Raw genomic sequence first — 25161 nt, forward strand, 5'->3', positions numbered from 1 at the left:
ATAGAACAGGTAGTGACCTGTTACAACAAAGACAGCGCCTACCCGATGGTGTTACGACACGATCTTGTAAGCGTGCTTCCAATGCTAAAGAAGAAATACCTGAAGTACGAAAGCTATAAAGAGCAGACCGTGCAGGATATATTTACACCNGAGCAATTAAGNAAAGCCNTAAAGCTGGATGCATATACGATGCAAAGCAGTGTATTTATCAACAATACAAACGGAACATTCAGGCAAAAGGCCTTGCCAGCCGAAGCACAGTTTTCGCCGATGTATGGCATAGCAGCAGAAGACTTTGACAAAGATGGAAAAACAGACATCATAATGGGAGGGAACTTTTATGAGTCAAAACCTGAAGTGGGTATCTATGATGCCAGTTATGGTGTCTTTCTTAAAGGAAATGGCAAAGGCAGTTTTACAGCAAATAAAGCTGAGCAAAGTGGGTTAAATGTAAGAGGCGCAGTAAGAGATGTAAAGGAAATAAAAGGCGGTGATAATAAAATATTGATAGTAGCTGTGAACAATAATTTACCCAGATTTTTTAAATTTTCTCAAAAATCAGCTGTAAGTCAAAAAGCGGGAAACTTTAAAAATAGGTAATTATAAAAAAGCCTTTGATTGGCAAGAAAACAAGTTTTCATGATTACTATAAAACCTATATTAAAAGACTGCAATGAGCTGAGCATTATTAGAGATTTGTTTGAGGAATACTTAAAGGAATTAAATGAAAATCTTTGTTTCCAGAGTTTTGATGAAGAATTACAAAATCCCCTTAAAAAATATGGTTCACCTTCTGGCAGCTTACTGTTAGCCTTTTACAATGATGAACCAGCTGGGTGTATAGCATTACAGCCGTTAAGCGAAAAGGGCATTTGTGAAATGAAAAGATTATATGTACGTCCTCAATTTCGTCAAGTTGGGTTGGGCGACTTGCTGGTGCAGGCACTACTGGCAGCAGCAAAAGAAAAAGGATACAACAAAATGGTACTGGATACGTTAGAAAGACTGCAACCGGCCATTAGACTATATGTAAAACATGGATTTGAAAATACATCAGCGTATTATAAAAATCCTTTACCAAATGTTGTATATATGCAGAAGGTGTTGTAGCACCAACAACATCTCCTATTATCAATTCTGCAAATACCCTTCTATAAACGTCAAACCTTTTTCACACACTCTTCTATGACTCTTGAGAAATTTTCATGCTCAAGCTTGTGAATTTTTTGCGCTAAAGTATCAGGCGTATCATCGGACAATATAGGGCATGAAGCCTGAAATATAATATCACCGTTGTCATAATGCTCATCGACATAATGAATGGTGATACCACTTTCTTTTTCACCAGCGGCTATTACGGCCTGATGTACTTTTGAGCCGTACATTCCTTTTCCACCAAATTTTGGCAATAACGCCGGATGAATATTAATAATTTTATTGCGATAAGCATTAATCAAATTTTGCGGTATTTTCCAAAGAAAGCCTGCAAGCACAATAAAATCAATACCACTATGTTTTAATTCATCCACATAACCGTTGCCTCTAAAAAATTGCTCTTTATCGACAATCAAAACAGGAATATGAGCTTTTGCGGCAATATCAAGAACGCCGGCTTCAGGTTTATTACATACTACAAGGCCTACACTTATTTGATTATTGTTTCCAAAATGCTCAATAATTTTTTTGGCATTACTGCCCGCTCCAGATGCAAATATTGCAATTTTTGTAAAACCGATATTTTTCTCTTGTGAGTTTGTTCTGGTTTGCATAATGTAAAGATGTAGCAAATTTTTGAGTGAGAAAAAGCCTTGCTTTAGAGGTACTTAAATAACAAGAATCTGGTTACAAAATAATGACAATCACTATATCAATTTTTACCGAATCTCTTGAAACCCGCACCAGATAAGGAAAAATTTTTTTTTTGCATGTTGATAATATGTCAATATCGTGCCCTATTTTTGCACCCATTCCCGGAGATTTTTCCACATCAAAGCACAACTTTTTGTGTATATGATTCAGCATAGACGAGTAGCAAAAACATTAGTTAGTTTAGTATTAGTTATTTTTTCTTCATTTGGTAATAAAATATCTGCCCAGGCAAACGGCCAGGCTTTATTCTCTGCAAATTGTGCCTCATGCCATGCGGTACATAAAGATCTGACAGGTCCTGCTCTTGCTGGCGTAGAAGAGCGGTGGGGTGGAGATAAAAAGAAATTGCATGCGTGGATACATAACAACCAGGCATTTCTGAAGACAGGTGATAAATACGCCAATGAGTTGTATTTAAAATACAACAAAACGCAAATGAACCTGTTTCCAAATCTTACGGATGCAGAAATAGACGCCATTCTCGCTTATGTAAAATCTGTTCCTGCACCAGGAGCGGCTGCAGGAGGTGGAGCTGCTGAAGCTGCATCAAGTACTGAGGGTGGAGATAACACATTGCTTTTTGGCATTCTTACGTTAATCCTCGCTGTAGTTGCTTTGATACTGTTACAGGTAAACAGCAATTTAAAGAAACTATCTGACCAGAAAGAAGGACAGCCTGCTTTGGAACCAGTTCCTTTTTGGAGAAACAAAGCTTACATAGCGCTTCTATCTATATTACTATTTTGCATCGGTGGTTACCTGACGGTGACAGGAGCTATTGGGCTAGGACGTACCAAAGGGTACCATCCTGAGCAACCTATTTATTACTCGCACAAAGTACACGCGGGTACAAACCAGATAAGTTGCCTATACTGCCATGGTGGTGCGCAGGATAGCAAGCATGCAAATATTCCTTCAGTAAACATTTGTATGAATTGCCACATGGCTATTAATGAATATACCGGTAAGGATAAGATTTATAGAGAAGACGGAACAGAGGTTGATGGAAGTGCCGAGATAAAGAAGTTATATAAATACGCTGGTTTTGATCCTGCTGTTTCCAAAGTTTGGGATCCTAATAAAGCAAAACCTATTGAATGGACAAGGGTTCATAATCTTCCTGACCATGTTTACTTCAACCACTCTCAGCACGTTAAAGCAGGTAAAGTACAATGTCAGACCTGTCATGGTGAAGTTCAGAAAATGGATGTAGCCTATCAATTTGCAGAATTAAGTATGGGATGGTGTATCAACTGCCATCGTACAACGCAAGTTCAATTTAAAGACAATGGATTTTATAGCATATATCAGAAGTTCCATGACGACCTTAAAAATGGTAGAATAGATAGCACGAAAGGTATTACAGTTGAGAAGATTGGAGGAACAGAGTGCCAGAAATGTCACTATTAATATTTGCTATCGACTCTTGAAGTAGAAGTATAGGTGATACAATAAAAGAATTAGAAGAATTAAAAAATAATGTAGAAAAGGTGGTACTGACAACCGTCAACTGCCAACTGTCAACTTAAATAAATTATGGAGCAAAAAAAGTACTGGCAAAGTTTTGGAGAGCTGAACAAAACAAACGCTTACAAATCCGCTGCTCAAGACGAGTTCCAGGAAGAATTGCCGTTTGAGGCTGATGACAAAGGTTTATTAGAAGTTAAGACTCCCCGCCGGGATTTTTTAAAATATTTGGGGTTCAGCACAGCAGCAGCTGCTGTGGCGGCTAGTTGCGAAGTTCCCGTTAAAAAAGCTATTCCATTTGTAAACAAACCCGAAGATATTGTACCAGGGGTTGCTAATTATTATGCAACCACGTTTGTGCAGGATGGTGAGGTTACACCTGCTATTGCTAAGGTTAGAGACGGCAGGCCTATAAAAATAGAAGGGAATGAATTATCACCTGTAACAATTGGTGGTACATCTCCAAGAATGCAAGCTTCAGTACTTGATTTGTATGATACAAGCCGCTTGCCTTATCCTATGGCAAACGGTAAAGAAGTGAGCACTTTTGATGCTTTTGATAAATTGGTTGCCGCTGACTTCGCCAGAATTGGAAATGCGCCGGTCGTATTACTTACTAGTTCTGTTACTTCTCCTACCACCAGGTTGGTTATTGATCAGTTTTTAGCTAAGTATCCAGGTAGCCGTCATGTTACGTATGACGCTGTTAGTTGCAGCGGTATGTTGCTGTCAAATGAAGCTACTTATGGTAAGCGGGCTATCCCTTCTTTGAATCTGGCTGCTGCTGAGGTGATAGTAAGTTTAAGCTCAGATTTTTTGGCTTCCGGAGTAAATCCTGTTGAAATGAACAGGCAATACGGAATTGGAAGGAAGCTGAATATGAAGAATCCGACAATGAGTCGCCATATTCAGTTCGAAAGTATGATGAGCATGACCGGAGCGAATGCAGATGAAAGATATCATCACCGCCCATCTGATACAGGCGCTGTCGCTCTCGCGTTGTATGCGGCGTTAGGTGGCGCTGTTACTGCTCCTAAATTAGATACAGCTTTGCAACAGGCAGTACAGAAAACAGCAGCAACTTTGTCAAAAAATAAAGGAGCTGGAATTGTTTTGGCTGGCAGCAATGATCCGAATATCCAAATTATCATAAATGGTATTAATGAGCTTATAGGAGCAAATGGAACAACTATAAGCTGGTCTTCCACCTATAACACGAAACAAGGCATTGATGCAGAAATGTTTAAGCTGGTAGATGATATGAATGCGGGAACAATAGGCGCATTGTTGATTCACGAAGCGAACCCTGCTTACAACTACTACGATAGCAAACGTTTTATAGATGGTTTAAAGAAAGTGAAATTCGCTGTGTCATTTAACACAAAAATGGATGAGACAAGCGAATTGTGTAAATATGTTATTCCTGATCATAACTACCTTGAAAGCTGGGGAGATGCAGAACCTAAAACAGGTTACGTTTCTTTAATTCAGCCTACAATAAGTCCTTTATTTAAAACAAGGCAATGGCAGGATAGCTTGTTGAAATGGAGCTCTGCTCCCACTGATTATCTTGCTTTCTTGAAGCAATACTGGATTGGAAAATTGGGAAGTGAAGCTAATTGGGACAAAGCCCTTCAGGATGGAGTTATACATGGAGGCGTAAGCACCAGGACAGTTCTTACCAGTCAAACATCCAGTTCTCCTGATACAGCCAGAAGTGCAAATGCTCCCATTATTGATTTAAATGTAGGAGGAGGAAAAACAAGTTTTAACAACGGCCCTATTGCACAGGCTGCAGCAGCTATAGGTTCAGCGAAAAAAGGTGGTAACACAGAACTTGTACTTTACCAAAAGGTGACAATTGGTGCAGGACAACAGGCGAACAATCCATGGTTGCACGAAGCTCCAGATCCTATCACAAAAGCTACATGGGATAATTATGCAATTATTTCCCCCGCTTTAGCCAAAAGCCTTTTCAATATAGACCTTCAGAAAAAGGGCGATTCAGATGATTATGAAGTTCATCCTGAAAAGGAAGTGGTAAGAATCACAGTTAATGGAAAAGTACTTGAACTACCTGTTATCATTGTTCCTGGTACTAACCCTAATACAATTGCTGTTGCTTTAGGCTATGGACGTGGTGCTGACGCTGCTTCAGACGGAGATGATGAAGATAAAAGAAAAGTTCAAATAGATAAAGCCCGTACAAACATCGGTAAGGCGGGTGGTGCAACAGGAAAAAATGCGTTTCCATTTGTCCAGTTTAATGGAGTCACAAGAGATTATTTTGTTCCTTCAGTTAATGTTGCGGCTGCTGGTTATAAATATAAAGTGGCTCAAACTCAGACACATCAAACGTACGAAGATCGTACAGAAGTGGTTTTAGAAACGACTCTTGCAACGTTACGGAAAGAGCCAGAGATGTTTCTTGAGAGAAGAGAGGAATTGCATAAGGATTTTGCGCCAAAGACCAACAATTATGAAAGAGATGCGACATTATATCCGTTATTCCCTAAGCCGGGGATTAAATGGGGCATGAGTGTTGACCTGAATAGCTGTACGGGATGTCAGGCTTGTGTGGTAGCGTGTATAGCAGAAAATAATGTGGCTGTTGTTGGTAAAAATGAAGTAGCGAGATTTCATGATATGCATTGGTTGAGAATTGATCGCTATTTTAGCGGTGATCTTGAAAATCCTAATGTCATATTTCAACCGATGCTTTGCCAGCACTGCGATAATGCTCCTTGCGAAAACGTTTGTCCTGTGGCCGCAACTATGCACAGTAGTGAAGGTTTGAACCAGATGGCATACAATCGTTGTATTGGTACTAGGTATTGTGCCAATAACTGTCCTTACAAAGTTCGGAGATTTAACTGGGCTGATTATATGGGAGCAGATAGTTTCCCTGATAACCAAAAGGAAGTATTAAGTGACGCTTCTTTAATAATGAATGATGATTTAACCCGTATGGTATTAAATCCTGATGTTACTGTTCGCTCACGTGGGGTAATGGAAAAATGTTCTTTCTGTGTACAAAGATTACAGGATGGTAAATTAAAAGCTAAGAAGGAAAGCCGTCCATTAAAATCAGGAGAAAACGGGGAGTTTGATGTGAAAACTGCCTGTCAACAAGCCTGCCCTACAGATGCTATTGTTTTTGGTAATGTAAATAATAAACAAAGTGCGGTTTATCAGCACCGCGAAAATAACCAGGACAGGTTGTTCTATGTTATTGAAATGATACATACACTTCCTAATGTAAGTTATCTTGCTAAGGTTAGAAATAATGACACTATCCTAAAGCCGGAAGAAGGAGAAACACAGGAAACAATTGGCGGAAAACAAGGTAAAAAAGAAGAGCAAGAGGAAGGTCAGGGGCAGCCTGTGAATAAATAAAACCGGCGAATAAGAAGTTAGACTAAAGAATGATATAAAAAGGCTCGGAAGGTTAAATAGTTGATTAATAGCCTAGGTCAAAAGATTAAATAAATTATTTAAAATCAGCTGGTAGCTGATTCTAAACTAAACCAGATGCATTTAAAGTACGAATCACAAATCAGGGAACCATTGGTAGATGGGAACAAAGATTACCACCAGGTTACAGAAGACATAATTCGTCCTATTGAGGTAAAGCCGGGGCGATTGTGGTATGTGGGCTTCTTTATTTCTGTGGCAATGCTTTTATTTGGAGTTTACAGTCTTTATCGTGAAGTGACGTACGGCGTGGGGCAATGGAATTTGAACAAGACTGTAGGCTGGGGTTGGGATATTACTAACTTCGTATGGTGGGTGGGTATTGGTCACGCCGGTACTTTGATTTCCGCAATCCTTCTACTTTTTAGGCAGGGATGGAGAACAGGTGTGAACAGGGCAGCGGAAGCTATGACGATTTTTGCCGTTATGTGTGCTGGTCAGTTCCCTATATTTCATATGGGCCGTGTTTGGTTGGCATTCTTTATTTTGCCTTACCCAAATACTCGTGGTCCGGTTTGGGTGAACTTTGATTCTCCTTTGCTGTGGGACGTGTTCGCGATTTCAACATATTTTACAGTGTCATTGTTATTTTGGTATTCAGGACTTATACCGGATTTAGCTTCTGTGCGTGACCGCGCAAAAACAAAATTGCGTAAACTGCTTTACGGTATTGTATCATTTGGATGGACAGGAAGTACAAAACATTGGCAAAGACACGAAGCATTGTCTTTAGTATTAGCAGGTTTGGCAACTCCTCTGGTATTGTCTGTACACACAATTGTATCGTTTGACTTTGCGACTTCTGTAATTCCAGGTTGGCATACTACAATTTTTCCGCCTTATTTCGTGGCTGGTGCTATTTTTTCTGGTTTTGCAATGGTGCAGACACTTTTAATAGTGGTAAGGAAAGTTTTGAACCTTCAAGAGTATATAACATTGGGCCATATAGAAGCGATGAACAAAGTAATCGTGTTGACAGGCTCTATTGTTGGCTGCGCTTATCTTACTGAGTTATTTATGGCATGGTATAGTAAAAATGATTATGAAGGATACGCATTCTTTTATAGTCGTGCGAATATTTTAAGTCCATATGGTTGGGCCTATTGGGGAATGATGTTTTGCAATGTGGTATCTCCCCAGGTATTTTGGTTCAGAAAACTGAGACGTAATATCGCATTTACTTTCTTTATGAGCGTGATAGTGAACATAGGAATGTGGTTTGAACGTTTTGTAATTATTGTTACTTCAATATATAGGGATTACTTACCAAGTAGTTGGAGTTACTACTACAGTCCTTCTATATGGGAGATCGGTTTTTATGTAGGAACATTTGGTCTATTCTTTACCTGCTTCTTCCTTTTTGCGAAATACTTCCCAACTATCGCAGTTGCTGAGATTAAGTATGTCTTAAAAACATCCGGCGAAAGTCAGAAAGAGAAAATGGACAAGGTCGAAGATCAGCAAGTGGAAGAGTTTGCGCATGAGTATGCTCATTAATTCAAATTTGCCTTGGTAGAATAAGGGTGAATTGTAAATAAATAAAAGACTGTTGTAAGGCTGACGGCCGACAGTTTAAAGCTAAAAAACTATGGCACTAAAAAGATATGTAGTTGCATGTTTTGACGATGAAGAGGTTTTATTTCCTGCTGTTAAAAGGGTTAGAAATGCAGGTTATAAAATTCAGGATGTTTATACTCCATTTCCTGTACATGGTCTCGACCATGCTTTAGGTATGAGAGAAACAAGCCTTCATACTGCCGGATTTATTTATGGCATTACCGGAACTACTACGGCACTCTCTTGTATGGGGTGGATATTTACCCAGGATTGGCCCATGAACATTGGTGGTAAACCGAATTTTCCTTTGCCTGCTTTTATACCTATTACATTTGAGCTTACTGTATTGTTTTCTGCTGTAGGAATGTTTTATACATTCTGTTATTTATGCCAGTTAGCCCCATTTGTAAAAAAGCATCATTTTCACCCTCGCGCTACAGATGATCTTTTTGTAATGGCTATAGAGTGTACCGACAGAACAAATGTAGAAGACCTAAAGGCTTTCGTGTCCAATGCAGGAGCAGTCGAAGTTGATTACCAGGTTGCCGAGTCTGGCTGGTGGTTTGGCAGGTACGACAAACAGCAGGATTTATATGCAGAACCGCATTCTATCGGATATTAGAATTTTTAAGAATAACACAAAATGAAGAAATTAGCAATAATAATATTTTCTGCCTTTTCAGCACTTTTAGTGATTAGTTGTGGTAACGATCACAGCAAGCCCGGAAGAGTTTATATGCCTGATATGGCTTACAGTCGTGCTTATGAGACATATGCTGACCATTCTAATTTATCGGCCAAGGCTATTAACTACAATAACCGCCCTGTGGTAGGGACGGTAAGCCGTGGGGAAGAACTACCTTATCATTTGCCAAATGACAGCACCGGATATGCGCAAAGTGCATCAGTTGTTGATCCTCTTCCTAAATTAAATGGGGCAGAGATGACAGAAGCAGAAAGACTTTTTTTAATTAATTGTGCTATTTGTCATGGTCCTGCATTAGATGGGAATGGTCCATTGTATAAGGGCGGTAATGGTCCTTTTGCAGCGAAACCTGCGGTGTTAGTTGGCGATCCTAAGATTGAGGGTTTGCCTGAAGGCACACTTTATCATGTAATGACTTATGGTAAAAACCTTATGGGAAGCTATGCTTCTCAGTTAGATCGTAAGCAGCGTTGGATGGTGGCTCAATATATAAAAATGAAACAACAGTCTGCTAAAGGTGGAAATGAATCCAGCACTGGAGCATCTGACAGCACAAGCACTACAGGCAAGGCTGCGGCTGCCCCTGGAACAGCAAAATAGTAATTAAGGAAATAAACTGTAAGTAAGCAAAAAATAGTAAAATGGCATCTATCTCAGAGCAATTTGAAACAACAGGAAAAATGAGAACCTGGTCAATGGGATTAATTGGCGTGGGTCTACTCGCTTTCATTATCGGATTTATAACAAAGGGTTTGAGCAGTGATGAACAGCAGCAGGCCATATTTTGGGGAACTTTATTATACAACAGTGTATTTTTCTTATTGATCTGTAATGCCAGCATGTTTTTTATTTGTGTTACTACTCTGGCACATGGCGGTTGGCAGGTAGTATTTCGACGGGTGCCGGAAGCTATCTCTGCCGTGGTTCCTATTTTTGGAGTCATAGCTATGTTTATTATGTTTTATATTGTTTTTGGTCTAAATCATGGCGGTCATAATCCTATTTATCATTGGGTTAATCCAGAGGGAGATAAAATTCTTGAAAAGAAAAGTGGATTTTTGAACCCGGTTTTCTTTGTTGTATGGACTATCCTGTCTATAGGTTTGTGGAGTTACTTGGGTATGAGAATGAGATCTTTATCTCGCGAAAGTGATGAGTCTCCGATGAATCTTGACCAAAGTAAAAAGTGGGTGTGGAAAAACACCGTTACTGCTTCGTTGTTTACTGTTTGGTTCGGTTTAACAGTAGGTTCAACCACTCCCTGGTTTTGGTTGATGAGCATCGATTCGCACTGGTATAGTACCATGTTCAGTTGGTATACTTTTGCAAGTGCTTTTGTATCAGGTATTGCATTGATTACAATATTCGTTATTTATCTAAAAAACAGGGGCTATCTTGAGTATACTAACGATGAACACCTGCATGATCTTGGTAAATTTATGTTTGCCTTTTCAATATTCTGGACTTACTTATGGTTTAGCCAGTACATGCTGATTTGGTATTCTAATCAGCCGGAAGAAACTGCTTATTTTCAACCACGAACAAACCATGGAGTGTGGAAGGGGATTTTTTATCTTAATCTTGTAATAAACTTTGTTTGTCCTCTATTGATCTTAATGACCAAAAGTTCTAAAAGAAATTATACGTTGATGACTTTTATGGCAATTCTTATCCTTTTTGGTCATTGGCTAGATTTTAATCAGATGGTAATGGCAAGTATTTCAAGAGACCAGGTAACATTAAGTTTGCTCGATTTTGGAATAATGGCCTTGTATGCAGGTATGATCATCTTCTTTGTTGGAAGAGCTTTAGCAAAAGTTCCTTTGGTTGCTAAAAATAATCCTTTCTTAAAAGAAAGTATTATCCATCATACTTAATTTTGTACCAGATTTTTTTATAGAATAGAAAATATTAGAAGCAATCATGTCAACATACTTTGTTATCGCGGTCATAGTTTTAGTGTTTGTGGTCATCTTTCAGATTGCCAAAGCAAGTGAGTATGTATCTATACTAAAGGGAGAGGAAAGTTCAAGAAAGCAGAACAATAAGATTAATGGTTTTTTAATGATTATTTTTCTTGTGTTAGGGTTAATTGGCGTTTATTATTGTCATCATATTCTTGGAGGAAGGGTTCTTGGTGAGAGTGGATCAAAAGAAGGCGAAAAGGTGGACGAGATGCTGCACATTACCCTGGTGATAACGGGGATCGTTTTTTTGATAACTCAGATTTTATTGTTCACATTTGCTTATAAGTTTCAGGAGAAAGAAAACAGGAAAGCTTTCTTTTTTCCTCACAATAATACGATGGAGGTTGTTTGGACAGTTGTTCCGGCCATTGTTCTTTCAGTTCTTGTGGTTATCGGTCTACGAAATTGGTTCATTTTTACCGGTGATGCTCCGAAGAACGCTCTTGTCGTTGAAGTTACCGGTAGACAATTTGGTTGGATATTCCGATATCCAGGAAAAGATAAAGAATTTGGTAAAAAGTATTTTAGAAATATTGATCCTTCAACAAATTCCTTAGGTCTTGTTTGGGCAGATAACAAAGAGTTTAATCAGAAGGCTGATCCCGCTGCATATGATGATATTGTACAGGAACAAACAATGTATGTAATTAAAAACAAACCTGTGAAGTTGATCATAGGCTCTAGAGACGTTATACATGACGTAGGTCTTCCGCACTTTAGAATGAAGATGGATGCAGTGCCTGGTATTCCAACGACTTTATGGTTTACTCCAAAGTATACTACTGCAGAAATGAGGGAAAAAACCGGAAATGCAAATTTCCAGTATGAAATTAGTTGTGACCAGATGTGCGGAAATGGCCATTATTCGATGAAAGGAGTTATTGAGGTAGTTACAAGGGAAGAATATGATGCTTGGATGGCAAAGCAAAAACCTTACTATTATTCTGCTTTTCCTGACAAAGATCCTTCAGCTGCTCCGATGACAACGCCTTCTAAAGTTGATAGCGCAGCTCCTGTTAAAACAGCAAGTGCAAGTGCTGTTTTAGGCGGAAATCAAAATAAGTTAAAATAAGAGATGTTATAAAATATCCTATAAAGGATTAAGTAAATTTGATTGGTATGAGTAACGAACAGATTTTACATACAGGCGCTTCGGCCATTTTGGCCCATGATACCGATCATGGTGAGCATGCAGGACATCATCATCATGAAACTTTTATAACTAAGTATATTTTTAGCCAGGATCATAAGATGATTGCAAAGCAATTTCTTATTACCGGTATGATATGGGCAGTTATAGGTGGTTTAATGTCGGTACTTTTCCGTATTCAGCTTGCATATCCTGACACAAGCTTTCCTTTTCTTGAGACGCTTCTTGGCAATAAATGGGCGAAAGGAGGACATATTTCAGCTGATGCATATTATGCTCTTGTAACAACTCACGGAACTGTGATGGTGTTTTTTGTGTTAACTGCTGGATTAAGTGGAACCTTTTCTAACTTTCTTATTCCCTTGCAGGTTGGGGCTCGTGATATGGCTTCACCGTTTATGAATATGTTGAGCTATTGGTTCTTCTTCATTTCAGGTGTGATAATGATGTCATCGCTTTTTGTGGAGAATGGTCCCTTTAGCGGGGGATGGACAGCTTACCCACCTTTAAGCGCTCTTGGTTCAGCCTCGCCGGGCTCTAAAACAGGAATGGACCTGTGGCTGATAAGTATGGCTCTTTTTGTGGTGTCGCAGTTATTGGGCGGGCTTAACTATATTGCCACTATACTTAATATGAGAACAAAGGGAATGAGCATGACTCGTCTTCCTTTGACCATTTGGGCTTTCTTTTTTACCGCAGTTTTAGGAGTTTTATCCTTTCCTGTACTTTTATCAGGCTTCATCCTTCTTATTTTTGATAGAAATTTTGGAACAAGTTTTTACTTGAGTGATATTTTCGTAAATGGTGTTGGCGCCCTTCCTAACGAAGGTGGAAGTGCAATTTTATACCAGCACTTGTTTTGGTTCTTGGGGCATCCGGAGGTTTATATTATCATTCTACCGGGTATGGGTATGGTATCTGAGATTTTAAGTACAAATTCCCGTAAACCTATTTTTGGGTACATGGCTATGGTCGGCTCCTTGTTTGCTATTGCTGTATTAGCTTTTCTTGTTTGGGCCCATCATATGTTCGTTTCGGGCATGAATCCTTTCCTTGGATCTTTCTTTGTATTACTTACATTACTCATTGCTGTTCCATCAGCTATAAAAGTGTTTAATTGGTTAACGACTTTATGGAGAGGTAATATACGTTTCACCCCTGCCATGCTTTACTCTATAGGATTTGTGAGTATGTTTATCTCAGGAGGACTAACGGGCATTTGGCTTGGTAATTCTGCCTTAGATATCCACCTTCACGATACCTATTTCATTATTGCTCACTTCCATCTTGTAATGGGGGTTGCGGGTATATTTGGTATGTACGCCGGTATTTATCATTGGTTCCCCAAAATGTTCGGACGATATATGAACAATACACTTGCATACATACATTTTTGGGTGACCCTCACAGGTGCATACCTGATATTCTGGCCAATGCATTATGAAGGCCTTGCGGGTATGCCTCGAAGGTATTATGATTATACAAACTGGGAGAGTTTTAAAATGTTTGCTGGTTTAAATCTGTTTATAACTATCGTTGCAATTATCGTTTTTGCTGTTCAGCTTTTATTTCTTTTCAATTTCTTCTATTCCATTTTTAAAGGAAGAAAAGTGACTTCTCAAAACCCCTGGGGTTCTACTACTTTAGAATGGACTACACCTATTCATCCGGGACACGGAAATTGGATTGGTGAAATACCAGAAGTTTATCGTTGGCCGTATGACTATGGTAAAGACGGTAAAGACTTTATAGCTCAGACAACACCGATAGGGGCAGAAGAAACTGTAACTCATTAAAAAATATCTGCTAAAATGATAGAGCAGAAAATAATAATAAAAATGCCCTGAGTTTTCAGGGCATTGGTTTTACTAAAATGTAGGTTGAGGTTATGATGAGCACTGTACAAGAGATATCAGCAAGCTATCGTTTTGCTGCCAAGGTGAAGGATTATTTTCAATTAATAAAGTTTACTTTAAGCTTTACCGTTGTTTTTTCCTGTGTTATATGTTATTTGTTAGCTCCAGGTATTACTTATAATTTAAAAATGGTAGTGCTGTTATTTGTTGCAGGAATGTTGGTTACAGGAGCAGCAAATGCTATAAACCAGGCGGTTGAAAAAGATACTGATGCCTTGATGAAAAGAACAGGAAAAAGGCCAGTAGCTAATGGTAGAATGAGTCAGCAGGAGGCTTACACTTTTGCTTTTTTAACGGGACTATTGGGTGTCTTGATGATGTGGCAGTTCTTCAATTTAGCCTCTGCGATTTTATCTGCTTTTAGTCTTTTTTTGTATGCATTTATCTATACCCCTCTTAAAAAGGTTAATTCTGTCGCAGTTTTAGTGGGCGCTTTTCCTGGTGCGTTGCCGTGCCTTATAGGGTGGGTAGCAGGTACAGGAGAATTTACCGCTGGCGGATGGATATTATTTGGAATACAATTTCTTTGGCAGTTTCCACATTTTTGGGCGATTGCTTGGGTGGCGCACAATGACTATAGTAAAGCAGGCTTTAAACTGTTGCCTGCTGATAAAGGGCCAACGAAATTTACTGCTATGCAGGCAGTAATGTATTCTTTAATGATGATTCCTTTCGGTATTTTTCCTTATTATGTTGGCATGTCAGGCGCCGTGAGTTTATGGATTGTGATGGCGTGTAATATTTTTATGGTTGTACAATGTGTGAGGTTGTATATAGAGATGGATGTAAAGTCAGCTAGAAGGGTTATGTTTAGCAGTTATATTTATTTACCAATTGTTTTGCTGGCTTTGCTGGTTGATAAAATAAATTGATTAAGTTACTATAAATAAAAAAGTCAAGAGATGATGGCAACTGTGAGTGAACAACAACGAAAAAGACTTCATCCACATAAATTTTCATTGTGGGTAGCGATGGCAAGTATCTTAATGATGTTTGCCGGTTTTACAAGTGCATATATTGTAAAAAGGAATGATAGTAATTGGTTACAATTTAGTCTTCCTCCTGTATTTTCATTTTCAACTGCGGTAATTTTAGCAAGCAGTCTTACTATGTACCTTGCAGGCAGGTCTTTTAAGGCGCGTAATATGGTGAGATATAGGATTTTGATTACTGTCACTGCAGTATTAGGAGTGTTATTTGTTGTACTTCAAACAATGGGCTTCAAGTACCTGCAGGAGCATGGAGTTAAGTTGATAGGAAGCGGAAGTAATCCTTCAGGGTCTTTCCTGGGAGTAATTACGGGGGTACACATGCTTCATGTAATTGGTGGAGTAATAGTATTAATTGTAATGTTTATAAGAGCCTTTAACAGACGCAGTAAAAATTACAGCTTAGTACCGATAGAAGTTGCTAGTACTTATTGGCATTTTGTCGATGCTATATGGATTTACCTCTTTATATTTTTTAATATTGTAAGCGGGTAATAAGCGGTGTAATAAACTTTAAAATGTGAGGACACAGCTAATATTGGAACAGGGGATTATGGTCAACTAAATTGGTTTTGAAATAAATAAAAAAATCAGTTTTTTTTAATGCCGTTTCAATATGCGCTAATAAATTTGCATACCAAACTTAAACAGAACACATGGAAACAACAGCAGTTGCAGCAGACACAAATTGGTGGAACGGGGGTAAAAGTCCTTTTAATGTAGAGTACGGGAAATTGATGATGTGGTATTTTTTGATGAGTGACTCTTTTACCTTTGGCGCTTTTCTTATTTCTTATGGTACGGTTAGATTTTCAAGTAATGGCTGGCCGAATCCCAATGAAGTATTCAGATCCTACCCAGGGTCAGGAGAAATTAACGCTCCTTTAGTGTTTGTAAGTATTATGACCTTTATTCTGATTATGAGTTCTGTAACAATGGTACTTGCTGTGCATGCTGGCCACGAGAGAGATAAAAAAGGTGTGATGACTTATCTTGCATGGACAATACTTGGCGGACTTGCATTTTTAAGTTGCCAGGCCTGGGAATGGAATCACTTGTTTCATGAAGGCGCATGGTGGGGTAGAAATCCTTTTCCTAATTCTGATGGTACTGCATCTTCAACCAATTTTACCAACTTCTTTTTTACCATCACCGGCTTCCACGGCTTTCATGTATTTTCAGGAGTCGTGATTAATATCATTATGCTAATTATGACGGCGATGGACACTTTTGAAAAGAAAGGCCATTACCTAATGATTGAAAAGGCTGGATTGTACTGGCATTTTGTAGACCTTGTATGGGTATTTGTATTTACGTGTTTTTATCTTCTTTAATATTAATATATAATTTAATTAAAACTTTTTTATGGAAAATACAGATATCGGGATAGTAAATGCGGTTCATGATAATCCCGGAGGAACTAAAGAAATCTGGAGAACGTTTTGGATATTATTGGGACTTACAATAGTTGAACTGATATTAGGTTATATACTTATTGGAGTTGAAAGCCACGGACTTCGTCTCGGTTTAAAAGGTGCCATTATTATTTTAATGTTAGCCAAAGCTTTTTATATAGTTGCTTATTTTATGCACCTTAAATCTGAGATAAGAAACCTTATTATGACAATATTAGTTCCCCTGGCGCTACTGATATGGGCTATCATTGCTTTTCTTTATGAAGGAAATTCTTATAGAAATAACAGGAATACATACGATCCTTATAAAAGAGAAAGGAGCCATATAATGTCTACGGATGTAAAAGCAGATGAAAAAGGTAAACCTCAAGAAAAGAGAACTGGTGCGATGGAATAAGTGTTATAATTTTTAGAAAAATAAAAACCTGAAGAAAACCATCGCTTTCCGGCGATGGTTTTCTTTTATAAATAAGAAAATGAATAGAAAAGCTGTAGCAGCCCTTTGTATTGCCCTTTTAATTCCTGTTATTTGTTATTATGTTTTAAAGGCAGCAAGTGACGAGGCTGTGGTAATGCCAAGAAGATTTTATGTTGATTCCGTGATAACAAAAACGGTGGATGGTAAAACTACCACTGATACCGTATGGCATAAGACTGAAAATATTACCTTAGTGAATCAATTGGGAGATACAGTAAGTCTGCATGATATTCAAAATAAGGTAATTGTGGCAGATTTCTTTTTTACCCGTTGTCCTTCCATTTGTCCTCTTCTTACAAAAAACATGGCTAAGCTTCAACAATCTTTTTCTCACTATAATGAAGGGAGAAAAGTAATAGATTCTTCCATTGTTAGGTTTCTTTCTTTTTCTATTGATCCTGAGCGCGATTCAGTTTTGGCCTTAAAGAAATATGCAGATAAGTTTGGAGTTGATCATGATAACTGGTGGATGCTAACGGGCAATAAAAAGACGATTTATGACTTCGCATTAAATGAATTAAAACTCGGGTTAGTAGATGGCGAAGGTGTTGATTCTTCGTTTATACACACACAAAAATTTGTTTTACTTGATAAAGATTATGTTGTCAGAGGATATTATAATGGCCTCGATACTACATCCCTTGCTGCCTTAGCAAAAGACATCGGTTTATTAATGCTGGAAAAAGACAGGAAGAAAAAATTTAATATTTTTCAGCCACAATAAGAAAGTTTATTTTAAATTATTTTATAATCAATGTTACAAGCTACTATACAAAAAAACGATAAAAGAGCATACTGGCTTATTGGCATTTTCTCTTTTGTTGTATTTATTGCCGTTGTCGCCCTCGGAAAATTTAAACTCGGCTTTCAACCAGGTTTTGATGTACACATCTTCGCTAAAATCAACGCTTTTGTAAATTGTGCTGTTGCCTTTTTACTTATAGCTGCACTTATTGCTGTAAAAAATCAAAAGTATATTTTACATAAGAATATCATGATAACGGCGATGTTGCTATCTGTTCTATTCCTTGTATCCTATATAGCTCACCATCTTCTCGCCGGTGAAGCAAGGTTTGGTGACCTCAACCATGATGGTATTTTAAGCGCCGACGAGAAATTGCAGGCAGGTGGGCTAAGGGTTTTTTATCTTTTGTTGCTTGCAACACATATTATTCTTGCAGCTGTTATACTGCCTTTCATTCTGTTTACTGCTTATCGGGCGCTTACTTCCGAGTGGCAGTTACATAAAAAGCTGGCAAAATATACGTGGCCTCTTTGGTTGTACGTCGCTCTTACAGGGCCTATTGTTTATTTTTTAATTAGGCCTTATTATTCGTAAGTTTTTAAATACTATAAACAGGTAAAAAGGTAAGTTGAGCAATATTGCGCAGAAATTGTTTGTTCCCGCGTCTCCATTTTGCAATGCAATCTATTCGCTTCTTACATTTTCTACAGGATATCTGTTATAAGAAAGCACAGCGTTTAAATAGTATCGAAAAGGCTATTTCCTTTAATTTAATTATTTAGAAATGATAAAAAAAGGAAATGATGAAGCTTTTGAAATGTAAGCTTAAGCAAAGTGAGTGCCATTCTATATTTGATGATGTGATAGTTTAGATTATAATTATTTTTCCAGCTGCAAAACCTTTATAGAAGAAGGATGTTTTGCATCATGATATATTTTTATAGTTGCAGGGGTAAAGTCTTTATCATTTGCAGTAGAGATATTCATAAATTTTTGAGGGTTTCTGTCAACGAGAGGAAACCAACTGCTTTGTATCTGAACCATTATTTTATGCCCTTTTTTAAAACAATGCGCAATATCATTTAGCTGATAATTTACTTTCGTTATTTTACCGGCAACAAAAGGTTCTGGTTTTGAAAAGCTATTTCTGAATTTGCCTCTCAAAACCTCTGCTCTCACCAGGCGTTGCATACCGGCTACATTTTCGCCATTTTCGTTTGCTTCGTCATCTGGCAATACGTCAATTAATTTTACAACGAAATCAGCATCTGTACCAGAAATGGAAACAAATAAATCTGCGGTGACAGGCCCCGTTAGGGTTACATCTCTTTGTAATACCGGGCTTTCATAGCTAAGCACATCTTTTCTTTGTGAAGCAAATCGCTGATCGGCGATCATATATTCATTGACGCGGCTCGCGCTTTTCGTATTTAAATAAGGAACAGGATCTGTAGGGTTGGAAGTGTATTGATCATATCCAGTAGAAGATGTTTTTTTTAAAAAAAAGTTTCTATTACTTCCTAACGTCCAGCTAACTGTTTTGGCGTTTTTAGGAGGCCATGCTGTATACTCTTTCCATTCATTGGTTCCTGTTTCGAATATGGTAGCCTCCGCGTGATTAAAGGTTCCTTTTTGCTGTAAGTAGTATGCAAAAAAATCATGCTCTATTTTTTGAAAATACTCGCTCGTATTTGAGCGAAAGTCATAAGTCCCAAAGTTACTCCACTTGCCGCTTGCCCAGGCACCGTGTGTCCATGGCCCCATTATGAGCCGATTATTATTTTTAGTGTTTTTTTGTTCTATTGTTTTGTAAGTATTCAAAGACCCAAATAAATCTTCAGCATCAAACCAGCCTCCTGCCACCAATACGGCAGGTTTTACATTTTGTAGATGTCGTCTAATGTCCCTTGCTTGCCAATAGCTGTCTTTTGTATTGTGCGTAAGATATTCATTCCAAATTTTGCTTTTATTATTAAAGCATAAGTCATTTGCATTTTTGATACTTCCCATTTGGAGATAATCAGCATAAGCATTACTGATAAATTGGGTGCAAAAAGCCGGATAGGATGTCCATGGGGAATCTCTTGGATAATCAAAATCATTCATAAAACTATAATTATCCATTAGGAAAAAAGCGCCCCTATGATACGCATCGTCACCTTCAAACTCGTCGGTAACGGGTGCCTGCGGCGACACGGCTTTCAAAGCGGGATGAGCGCCCGGAAGAGAGGCCGTGGCATAAAAGCCGGGATAAGATATTCCATAAATACCAACCTTTCCATTGTTATTACTGACGTTTTTAAGAAGCCATTCAATTGTATCGTAAGTGTCACTGCTTTCGTCTACATCTTTATTTGATCTTTTATGTTTGATGTACGGGGTCATTTCTTCAAACTTTCCTTCACTCATATATCTCCCTCTCACATCCTGGTACACATAAATGTAGGCCTCATTAGAAAATTGTTTGCTTGGCCCTAATTGAGATTTGTACCTAGTTTCTCCGTAGGGACTGCATGAGTAAGGCGTTCTTTCCATCAGTATCGGAAATTTTCCTGATACATTATGCGGAAAATAAATCGAAGTAAAAAGCTTTGTCCCATCCCTCATGGGGATCATTCTTTCTATCTTGGTAAAGCTGATTTTACCGGGCTTCGCCCAAGTCTGCAGAGATATGGGTAACAGCAATAAGAATGAGACAAAATATTTCATAATAAATAAAAGGAATTCCGTCGGTTATCGAAGTTGTATCATTCTGTGTAATGTAATATTAAGGCTTTGTCTCGCCTCACTAAAGTCTCATTCTTGTACTACATCCATACCTTTTTAGCTAACAAACGTTCCAACATCCATGCCCTCAACTACCTGTAGTAAAGTTCCCGGTGTATTCATATCAAAAACGATTATGGGAAGACCGTTTTCCTTACAGAGTGTAAAAGCAGTCATATCCATAACTTTAAGGTTTTTATTGATAACTTCAGCAAACGAAATTTTATCGTACCGTAAAGCTGTAGGGTCTAACTCAGGATCGGCGGTATAAATACCATCTACGCGTGTACCTTTTAAAATAACATCGGCTTTTATTTCTATTGCCCTTAATGAGCCTGCTGTATCTGTCGTGAAGTAAGGATTACCCGTACCTGCGCCAAAAATAACGACCCGTCCTTTTTCCAGGTGACGAATAGCTCGACGACGAATGTAAGGTTCAGCTATTCTTTCCATTACAATTGCGCTTTGTAATCTTGTAAATACACCAACTTTTTCCAGGGCAGCCTGTAATGCCATACCATTTATAACTGTAGCAAGCATACCCATGTAGTCACCGTGTGCTCTTTCTATACCGGTCTCAGCCTCATTCATTCCGCGATAAATGTTACCGCCACCAATTACAATAGCTACCTGTACACCTAATTCAACCACCTGTTTTATATCCACTGCGTATTGGGCGATAATTTGAGGGTCAAGGCCAAAACTTTTGTTTCCCATTAGAGATTCGCCGCTAAGCTTAAGTAGAATTCGTTTGTATTTCGGAAGCATGTAAAATTTATTTTTCAAGTGCAAAGAAAAAGAAAAGTAATGGTTGAAAAAACATTGTTGTTCTGTATAAGATCAATACGTAATACGAATACGTTTATTGTCTGTTTTAAAAGCGGCACTGTTAAATTTCAAAAATGCACCAAAAAGCATTATAGAAACCGGTGTACTCGCTTTTTAAAATGAATAGCTAACCTGTCTTCTTATATAAGTTTTAAAATTTTACATGGTTGCAGTCATGCTAATTTCAACGTTTACATCTTTAGGCAATCCTTTGACAGCTACAGTTTCTCTCGCAGGATAATCTGCTGAAAAATAAGAGCCATACACTTCGTTGACTTTAGAAAAGAGAGACATATCTTTTAAAAAAATTGTTGTCTTAACTACATGATTGAAATTAATCCCCGCTTCCTGAAGTATTTCAAATAAGTTACGCATTACCTGGTGCGTTTCTGTAGCTATATCGCCACTGATAACTTCATTTGTGGTCGGGTTAATAGCTATCTGTCCACTTATAAAAATCATATTATTGCTTATAACAGCCTGGTTATAAGGACCAATAGGTGCGGGAGCCAGCGCCGTATTAATTATTTTTTTGTTCATGGGTATGGTATAAATGAATTTCAGAATTTTGCTTCATTTGCAAACCTAATTTGCATTTGATAAACAAAACACATTATTTATCAAATCGTTACTGAGGAACACAGAATAGATTACCTGAAAGAGGGTTTTAAAAAATTAGCACCATTCTTGTTAAAAGGAATTAAATCGCTGGAAAATAATTTCTTTGCATACTTAATTAATATTAATAATCGTTATATTAGTAATATTTGTTTTAAAGCTACCTGTTTTGCCACTACTCTTAAATATCGATACAGCAACTGAAATTGCATCAGTGAGTGTAACCCGCAATGGATTACCGCTGGCCTTTTTAAAAAATGAATATCAAAAAGAACATGCGTCCTTTGTTCATACAGCCGTTGCTACACTACTACAGAAGACCGGATACCAACTAAAAGAATTTGATGCCTTTGCAGTTACTTCAGGCCCTGGCAGCTACACAGGTTTAAGAGTGGGAATGGCTACTGCTAAAGGTTTTTGTTACGCATTTTCAAAACCGCTTATTGCAATAAATACCTTAGAAGTGATGACAAAGGCAGCTTTAGATTCAATGGGTAGCTTAGAACAAGATTCATTGTTTTGCCCCATGATCGATGCGCGCCGTATGGAGGTGTTTACTGCTATTTATAATTCAGATTTTGATCAAATACTTTCTCCTCGGCCATTGATATTAGAGGAAAAAGTTTTTAACAGTTATATGAAAGATAGGAAAATATTGTTTTTTGGAAGTGGAAGTTTAAAGTTTATGCAAATAGAAACAAATCCGAACAGTGTATTTGCTGATATATCTTATGATGCCCGGCACCTTGGTCATCTTGCTGAAATAGCTTTTCATAAAAAGAATTTTTCTAACATATCTTATAGTGAGCCAACTTATTTTAAAGATTTTCACTCTATAACTAAAAGTAGTTATTAAGAAAATTTTGCTATTATATTAATTTTAAAAATTTATTTATTATAAAATTAAATATTGTATATATATTTGATGTTTGATTTGTTTTTTAAACCCCCCAATGTCTATTTATGGTAACAGCAACTCAGAGTATTACTATTTCTAATAAGGAGAATAGTAACTCTATTAAATTGGATTTTTTACATTTGAAAAAAGCAGCTTTAGTGTTGAGAGCTATGAACCACAAACTTCGTCAGCAGATGATAAAATTGCTTGACGAAAGTGAAAGAATGACGGTGACAGAGATTTATGTGAAGTTGAGATTAGAACAATCGGTAGCGTCGCAACATCTTGCCATCCTTCGCCGTGCCGGAATTGTTATAACTCAGCGTGATGGGAAGTTCATCTATTATGCCATTAATTATGAAAGAGTAGCTGAAGTAAACCAGTTTGTAGAAGATCTTGTAGCGTAAGGTTATAGTTTAATTTTTGAAAAGGATGTTCTTTTGGGCATCCTTTTGTATTTTCTATAAACCTTAACCTTGGGCAAAGGCTGTACCTCTTCGTTCTCCTTATTTTTGTAAAAATCAACGTATATGTTTAAAAACAATTTATACTGCTGATTGGTTAAACAAAAAAACTAATAAATAAAGATATTTTAGAATGCATTCAGTTTTAGAAAATGGTCTGACAGCATTATCTGTTGAAGAATTTAAAAATAAAATAGATAGAGATGCGGTTATACTAGATACGCGTAAAAGCTCAGAATTTACCACAGGTTTTATACCGGGTTCAATATCTATTGGTTTAGAAGGAAAGTTTGCTGATTGGGCGGGAACCATCTTGCCTTTTGATAAACCGTTAATATTAGTTACAGAAAATGGAAAGGAAAAAGAAACAGTAACTTCATTGTCAGAGGCAGGCTTCGCACAAATAGCAGGATACCTGCGGGGAGGTTTTGAATCATGGAAGCAGGTCGGGGAGAAAACGGATTTAATAATAGATGTGGAGACGGATGAACTTGCAATGGATATTCCTTTTGACGAAAGATTAATTGTGGTAGATGTAAGGAAGGAAGTAGAATTTGCAGATGGTCACGTAAAGGATGCTGTTAATATTCCATTGGCCAATATGGCCGATCCAGCGAGCATGGCAAATATAGAAGATACAGATAACTTATACTTACATTCAGGTTATGGCTATCGTAGTACAATTGCAGCTTCACTTCTTAAGCGACAGGGAATTCATAACCTTAGAAACGTACTTGGCGGCTGGGAAAAAATAAAAAATGAGCCGGGAATTGATACAGAAAAAGATGCTTCTGTATTGAATTAATACTTGCATGCGCAATAAGATGCAATAAAACATGGTCAACTTATAAGAAGCTTACAGCAAGTTTTATTTTTAACATCACTCATGCTGTCTTCCTTTTATCCGGTCACTCCTCCATGCATTGTTTAGCGTTTCGAATTCTTTCATATCTTCTTCTGTAAAGGCTGTTTTTTTCAGGTTTTTCAAATCTGGTTGCCCCGCATTTACCCATGCAGTGTACCAAAAAGAGGCAACGGAAGCAATGGCCACGCGCATACGTCGCTCGACCATTCCATTAAGCATATGATTGTACGCGATTGTAAATGCTGAGGAATATTGACGAACAATTTTTCCACTCCTTTCCTCAAACGAATATTTTCTGTCGGCAGGAAATTGTTTTGTCAATCCTGCTTCATCTTTCAATACTGTGTCTGATGCTGCACCACTTTCCCTCACTCTATCCCAAACATATTTCGGTATGTCAGAAATGTATGTTGCTTTCCCAATCATAAAATCAAACTCTTTTTCTGCCAGCAACTCAGGAACCCTGCTTTCCCAAAATCCATGTATTCCTTTTTGATTGGTCTGCTGTCCGTCGTGGTTTGAATTTGAATGTAATGGTACGTGAGAGTCTGCAATATAATGGCCAAGTTCTGCTGATAGCTTTAAAATTTTTGCAGCGTTTTTTTCTTTGAATGCATTTGTAAGGCGTTGTTGCATTATCACGATCCACCATGGCACAATTCCATTCGCTATAACTGTGTCTTCTGAATATTTTTTTACAGCATCCGAAAATCCTTCAGGTACTTCAGTCCAGGGATAACGTCCATACCGGTCAATATCAATATAATGCTTTGGAGCTTCTGTCGCAACGGCATATCTTCTCTTATCAGGGTCAACTGCATGATCACTTATAAACTGAATGTTCGGCTTGTATAAAACCATCATTTCCGGTGGCAGCAAAAACACGGCAAAATAGTTAATCCGCTGATGGGCATAAAAGCCCCAGCAAAAACTTTGTTTGTATAAAGTACAGAATATAATACACAAAATAAGTTTTTTCATGAAACAGG

The 25161-nt window shown here is 37.8% G+C and carries 23 protein-coding genes; 18 read left to right on the plus strand and 5 right to left on the minus strand.

Annotation, left to right across the window (positions count from 1 at the left end):
• Positions 1 to 639 precede the first annotated feature (639 nt).
• Positions 640 to 1110, plus strand: coding sequence for a GNAT family N-acetyltransferase (locus tag B154_RS0107035; protein WP_018612891.1), 471 nt, complete (start codon positions 640 to 642; stop codon positions 1108 to 1110).
• A gap of 50 nt (positions 1111 to 1160) precedes the next feature.
• Here B154_RS0107035 and purN read toward each other — a convergent pair whose 3' ends face one another.
• A complete protein-coding gene (gene purN, locus B154_RS0107040) occupies positions 1161 to 1769 on the minus strand; it encodes a phosphoribosylglycinamide formyltransferase (protein WP_018612892.1) in 609 nt (202 codons plus the stop codon).
• A gap of 241 nt (positions 1770 to 2010) precedes the next feature.
• On the opposite strand from purN, the gene B154_RS0107050 reads away from it, so the two are divergent.
• The 14 genes from B154_RS0107050 (at position 2011) to B154_RS0107115 (ending at position 18327) form a co-directional block, all read left to right on the plus strand.
• Positions 2011 to 3279: a c-type cytochrome gene (locus tag B154_RS0107050; RefSeq protein WP_018612895.1), complete on the plus strand. Its 1269-nt coding sequence runs from the start codon at positions 2011 to 2013 to the stop codon at positions 3277 to 3279.
• A 126-nt stretch (positions 3280 to 3405) separates the two neighbouring features.
• Positions 3406 to 6732, plus strand: coding sequence for a TAT-variant-translocated molybdopterin oxidoreductase (locus tag B154_RS27880; RefSeq protein ID WP_018612896.1), 3327 nt, complete (start codon positions 3406 to 3408; stop codon positions 6730 to 6732).
• Positions 6733 to 6867: 135 nt separating this feature from the next.
• On the plus strand, positions 6868 to 8307 hold the full coding sequence (gene nrfD / locus B154_RS0107060; protein ID WP_018612897.1) for an NrfD/PsrC family molybdoenzyme membrane anchor subunit: 1440 nt from the start codon (positions 6868 to 6870) through the stop codon (positions 8305 to 8307).
• A gap of 91 nt (positions 8308 to 8398) precedes the next feature.
• Positions 8399 to 8989, plus strand: coding sequence for a DUF3341 domain-containing protein (locus B154_RS27885; RefSeq protein WP_018612899.1), 591 nt, complete (start codon positions 8399 to 8401; stop codon positions 8987 to 8989).
• A 21-nt stretch (positions 8990 to 9010) separates the two neighbouring features.
• Positions 9011 to 9673 carry a c-type cytochrome gene (locus B154_RS0107070; protein ID WP_018612902.1) on the plus strand — a complete coding sequence of 221 codons (663 nt, stop codon included), beginning with the start codon at positions 9011 to 9013 and terminating at the stop codon, positions 9671 to 9673.
• A 41-nt stretch (positions 9674 to 9714) separates the two neighbouring features.
• Positions 9715 to 10950 carry a hypothetical protein gene (locus B154_RS0107075; protein WP_018612905.1) on the plus strand — a complete coding sequence of 412 codons (1236 nt, stop codon included), beginning with the start codon at positions 9715 to 9717 and terminating at the stop codon, positions 10948 to 10950.
• A 46-nt stretch (positions 10951 to 10996) separates the two neighbouring features.
• Positions 10997 to 12112 (plus strand): cytochrome c oxidase subunit II, encoded by a 1116-nt coding sequence (locus B154_RS0107080; protein WP_018612906.1) that lies wholly within the window; start codon positions 10997 to 10999, stop codon positions 12110 to 12112.
• A 47-nt stretch (positions 12113 to 12159) separates the two neighbouring features.
• Positions 12160 to 13986 carry a cytochrome c oxidase subunit I gene (locus B154_RS0107085; RefSeq protein ID WP_018612908.1) on the plus strand — a complete coding sequence of 609 codons (1827 nt, stop codon included), beginning with the start codon at positions 12160 to 12162 and terminating at the stop codon, positions 13984 to 13986.
• Between the two features lie 92 nt (positions 13987 to 14078).
• Positions 14079 to 14978, plus strand: coding sequence for a heme o synthase (gene cyoE, locus B154_RS0107090; RefSeq protein ID WP_026260028.1), 900 nt, complete (start codon positions 14079 to 14081; stop codon positions 14976 to 14978).
• A 30-nt stretch (positions 14979 to 15008) separates the two neighbouring features.
• On the plus strand, positions 15009 to 15590 hold the full coding sequence (locus tag B154_RS0107095; protein ID WP_245542565.1) for a cytochrome c oxidase subunit 3: 582 nt from the start codon (positions 15009 to 15011) through the stop codon (positions 15588 to 15590).
• Between the two features lie 161 nt (positions 15591 to 15751).
• The gene (locus B154_RS0107100) at positions 15752 to 16429 is read left to right on the plus strand and encodes a cytochrome c oxidase subunit 3 (RefSeq protein ID WP_018612914.1); all 678 of its coding nucleotides are present in this window, start codon (positions 15752 to 15754) and stop codon (positions 16427 to 16429) included.
• Positions 16430 to 16460: 31 nt separating this feature from the next.
• On the plus strand, positions 16461 to 16907 hold the full coding sequence (locus B154_RS27890; protein WP_018612916.1) for a cytochrome C oxidase subunit IV family protein: 447 nt from the start codon (positions 16461 to 16463) through the stop codon (positions 16905 to 16907).
• 79 nt (positions 16908 to 16986) lie between these two features.
• Positions 16987 to 17712: an SCO family protein gene (locus tag B154_RS0107110; protein ID WP_018612919.1), complete on the plus strand. Its 726-nt coding sequence runs from the start codon at positions 16987 to 16989 to the stop codon at positions 17710 to 17712.
• Positions 17713 to 17742: 30 nt separating this feature from the next.
• On the plus strand, positions 17743 to 18327 hold the full coding sequence (locus tag B154_RS0107115; RefSeq protein WP_018612921.1) for a DUF420 domain-containing protein: 585 nt from the start codon (positions 17743 to 17745) through the stop codon (positions 18325 to 18327).
• Positions 18328 to 18612: 285 nt separating this feature from the next.
• Here B154_RS0107115 and B154_RS0107120 read toward each other — a convergent pair whose 3' ends face one another.
• The 3 genes from B154_RS0107120 to B154_RS0107130 form a co-directional block, all read right to left on the minus strand.
• Entirely contained in the window at positions 18613 to 20442 is a 1830-nt protein-coding gene (locus B154_RS0107120; RefSeq protein WP_026260029.1) for a CocE/NonD family hydrolase, read from the minus strand.
• A 114-nt stretch (positions 20443 to 20556) separates the two neighbouring features.
• Positions 20557 to 21267, minus strand: a complete 711-nt coding sequence (pyrH, locus tag B154_RS0107125; protein WP_018612925.1) for a UMP kinase — start codon at positions 21265 to 21267, stop codon at positions 20557 to 20559.
• A gap of 219 nt (positions 21268 to 21486) precedes the next feature.
• Positions 21487 to 21867 carry a RidA family protein gene (locus tag B154_RS0107130; protein WP_018612927.1) on the minus strand — a complete coding sequence of 127 codons (381 nt, stop codon included), beginning with the start codon at positions 21865 to 21867 and terminating at the stop codon, positions 21487 to 21489.
• A 247-nt stretch (positions 21868 to 22114) separates the two neighbouring features.
• Here B154_RS0107130 and tsaB point away from each other — a divergent pair, with 247 nt between their 5' ends.
• The 3 genes from tsaB to B154_RS0107145 all read left to right on the plus strand — a co-directional run bounded on the left by tsaB (position 22115) and on the right by B154_RS0107145 (position 24112).
• Positions 22115 to 22801, plus strand: a complete 687-nt coding sequence (gene tsaB / locus B154_RS0107135; protein WP_018612929.1) for a tRNA (adenosine(37)-N6)-threonylcarbamoyltransferase complex dimerization subunit type 1 TsaB — start codon at positions 22115 to 22117, stop codon at positions 22799 to 22801.
• 107 nt (positions 22802 to 22908) lie between these two features.
• Positions 22909 to 23250, plus strand: a complete 342-nt coding sequence (locus B154_RS0107140; protein ID WP_018612931.1) for an ArsR/SmtB family transcription factor — start codon at positions 22909 to 22911, stop codon at positions 23248 to 23250.
• A 190-nt stretch (positions 23251 to 23440) separates the two neighbouring features.
• The gene (locus B154_RS0107145) at positions 23441 to 24112 is read left to right on the plus strand and encodes a rhodanese-like domain-containing protein (protein WP_018612933.1); all 672 of its coding nucleotides are present in this window, start codon (positions 23441 to 23443) and stop codon (positions 24110 to 24112) included.
• A 75-nt stretch (positions 24113 to 24187) separates the two neighbouring features.
• On the opposite strand, the gene B154_RS0107150 is transcribed toward B154_RS0107145, so the two are convergent.
• Entirely contained in the window at positions 24188 to 25153 is a 966-nt protein-coding gene (locus B154_RS0107150) for a zinc dependent phospholipase C family protein (protein WP_018612935.1), read from the minus strand.
• Positions 25154 to 25161: the final 8 nt, after the last annotated feature.

Origin of the sequence: Segetibacter koreensis DSM 18137 (assembly GCF_000374045.1) — a bacterium.
GTDB classification, from domain to species: Bacteria; Bacteroidota; Bacteroidia; order Chitinophagales; family Chitinophagaceae; genus Segetibacter; species Segetibacter koreensis.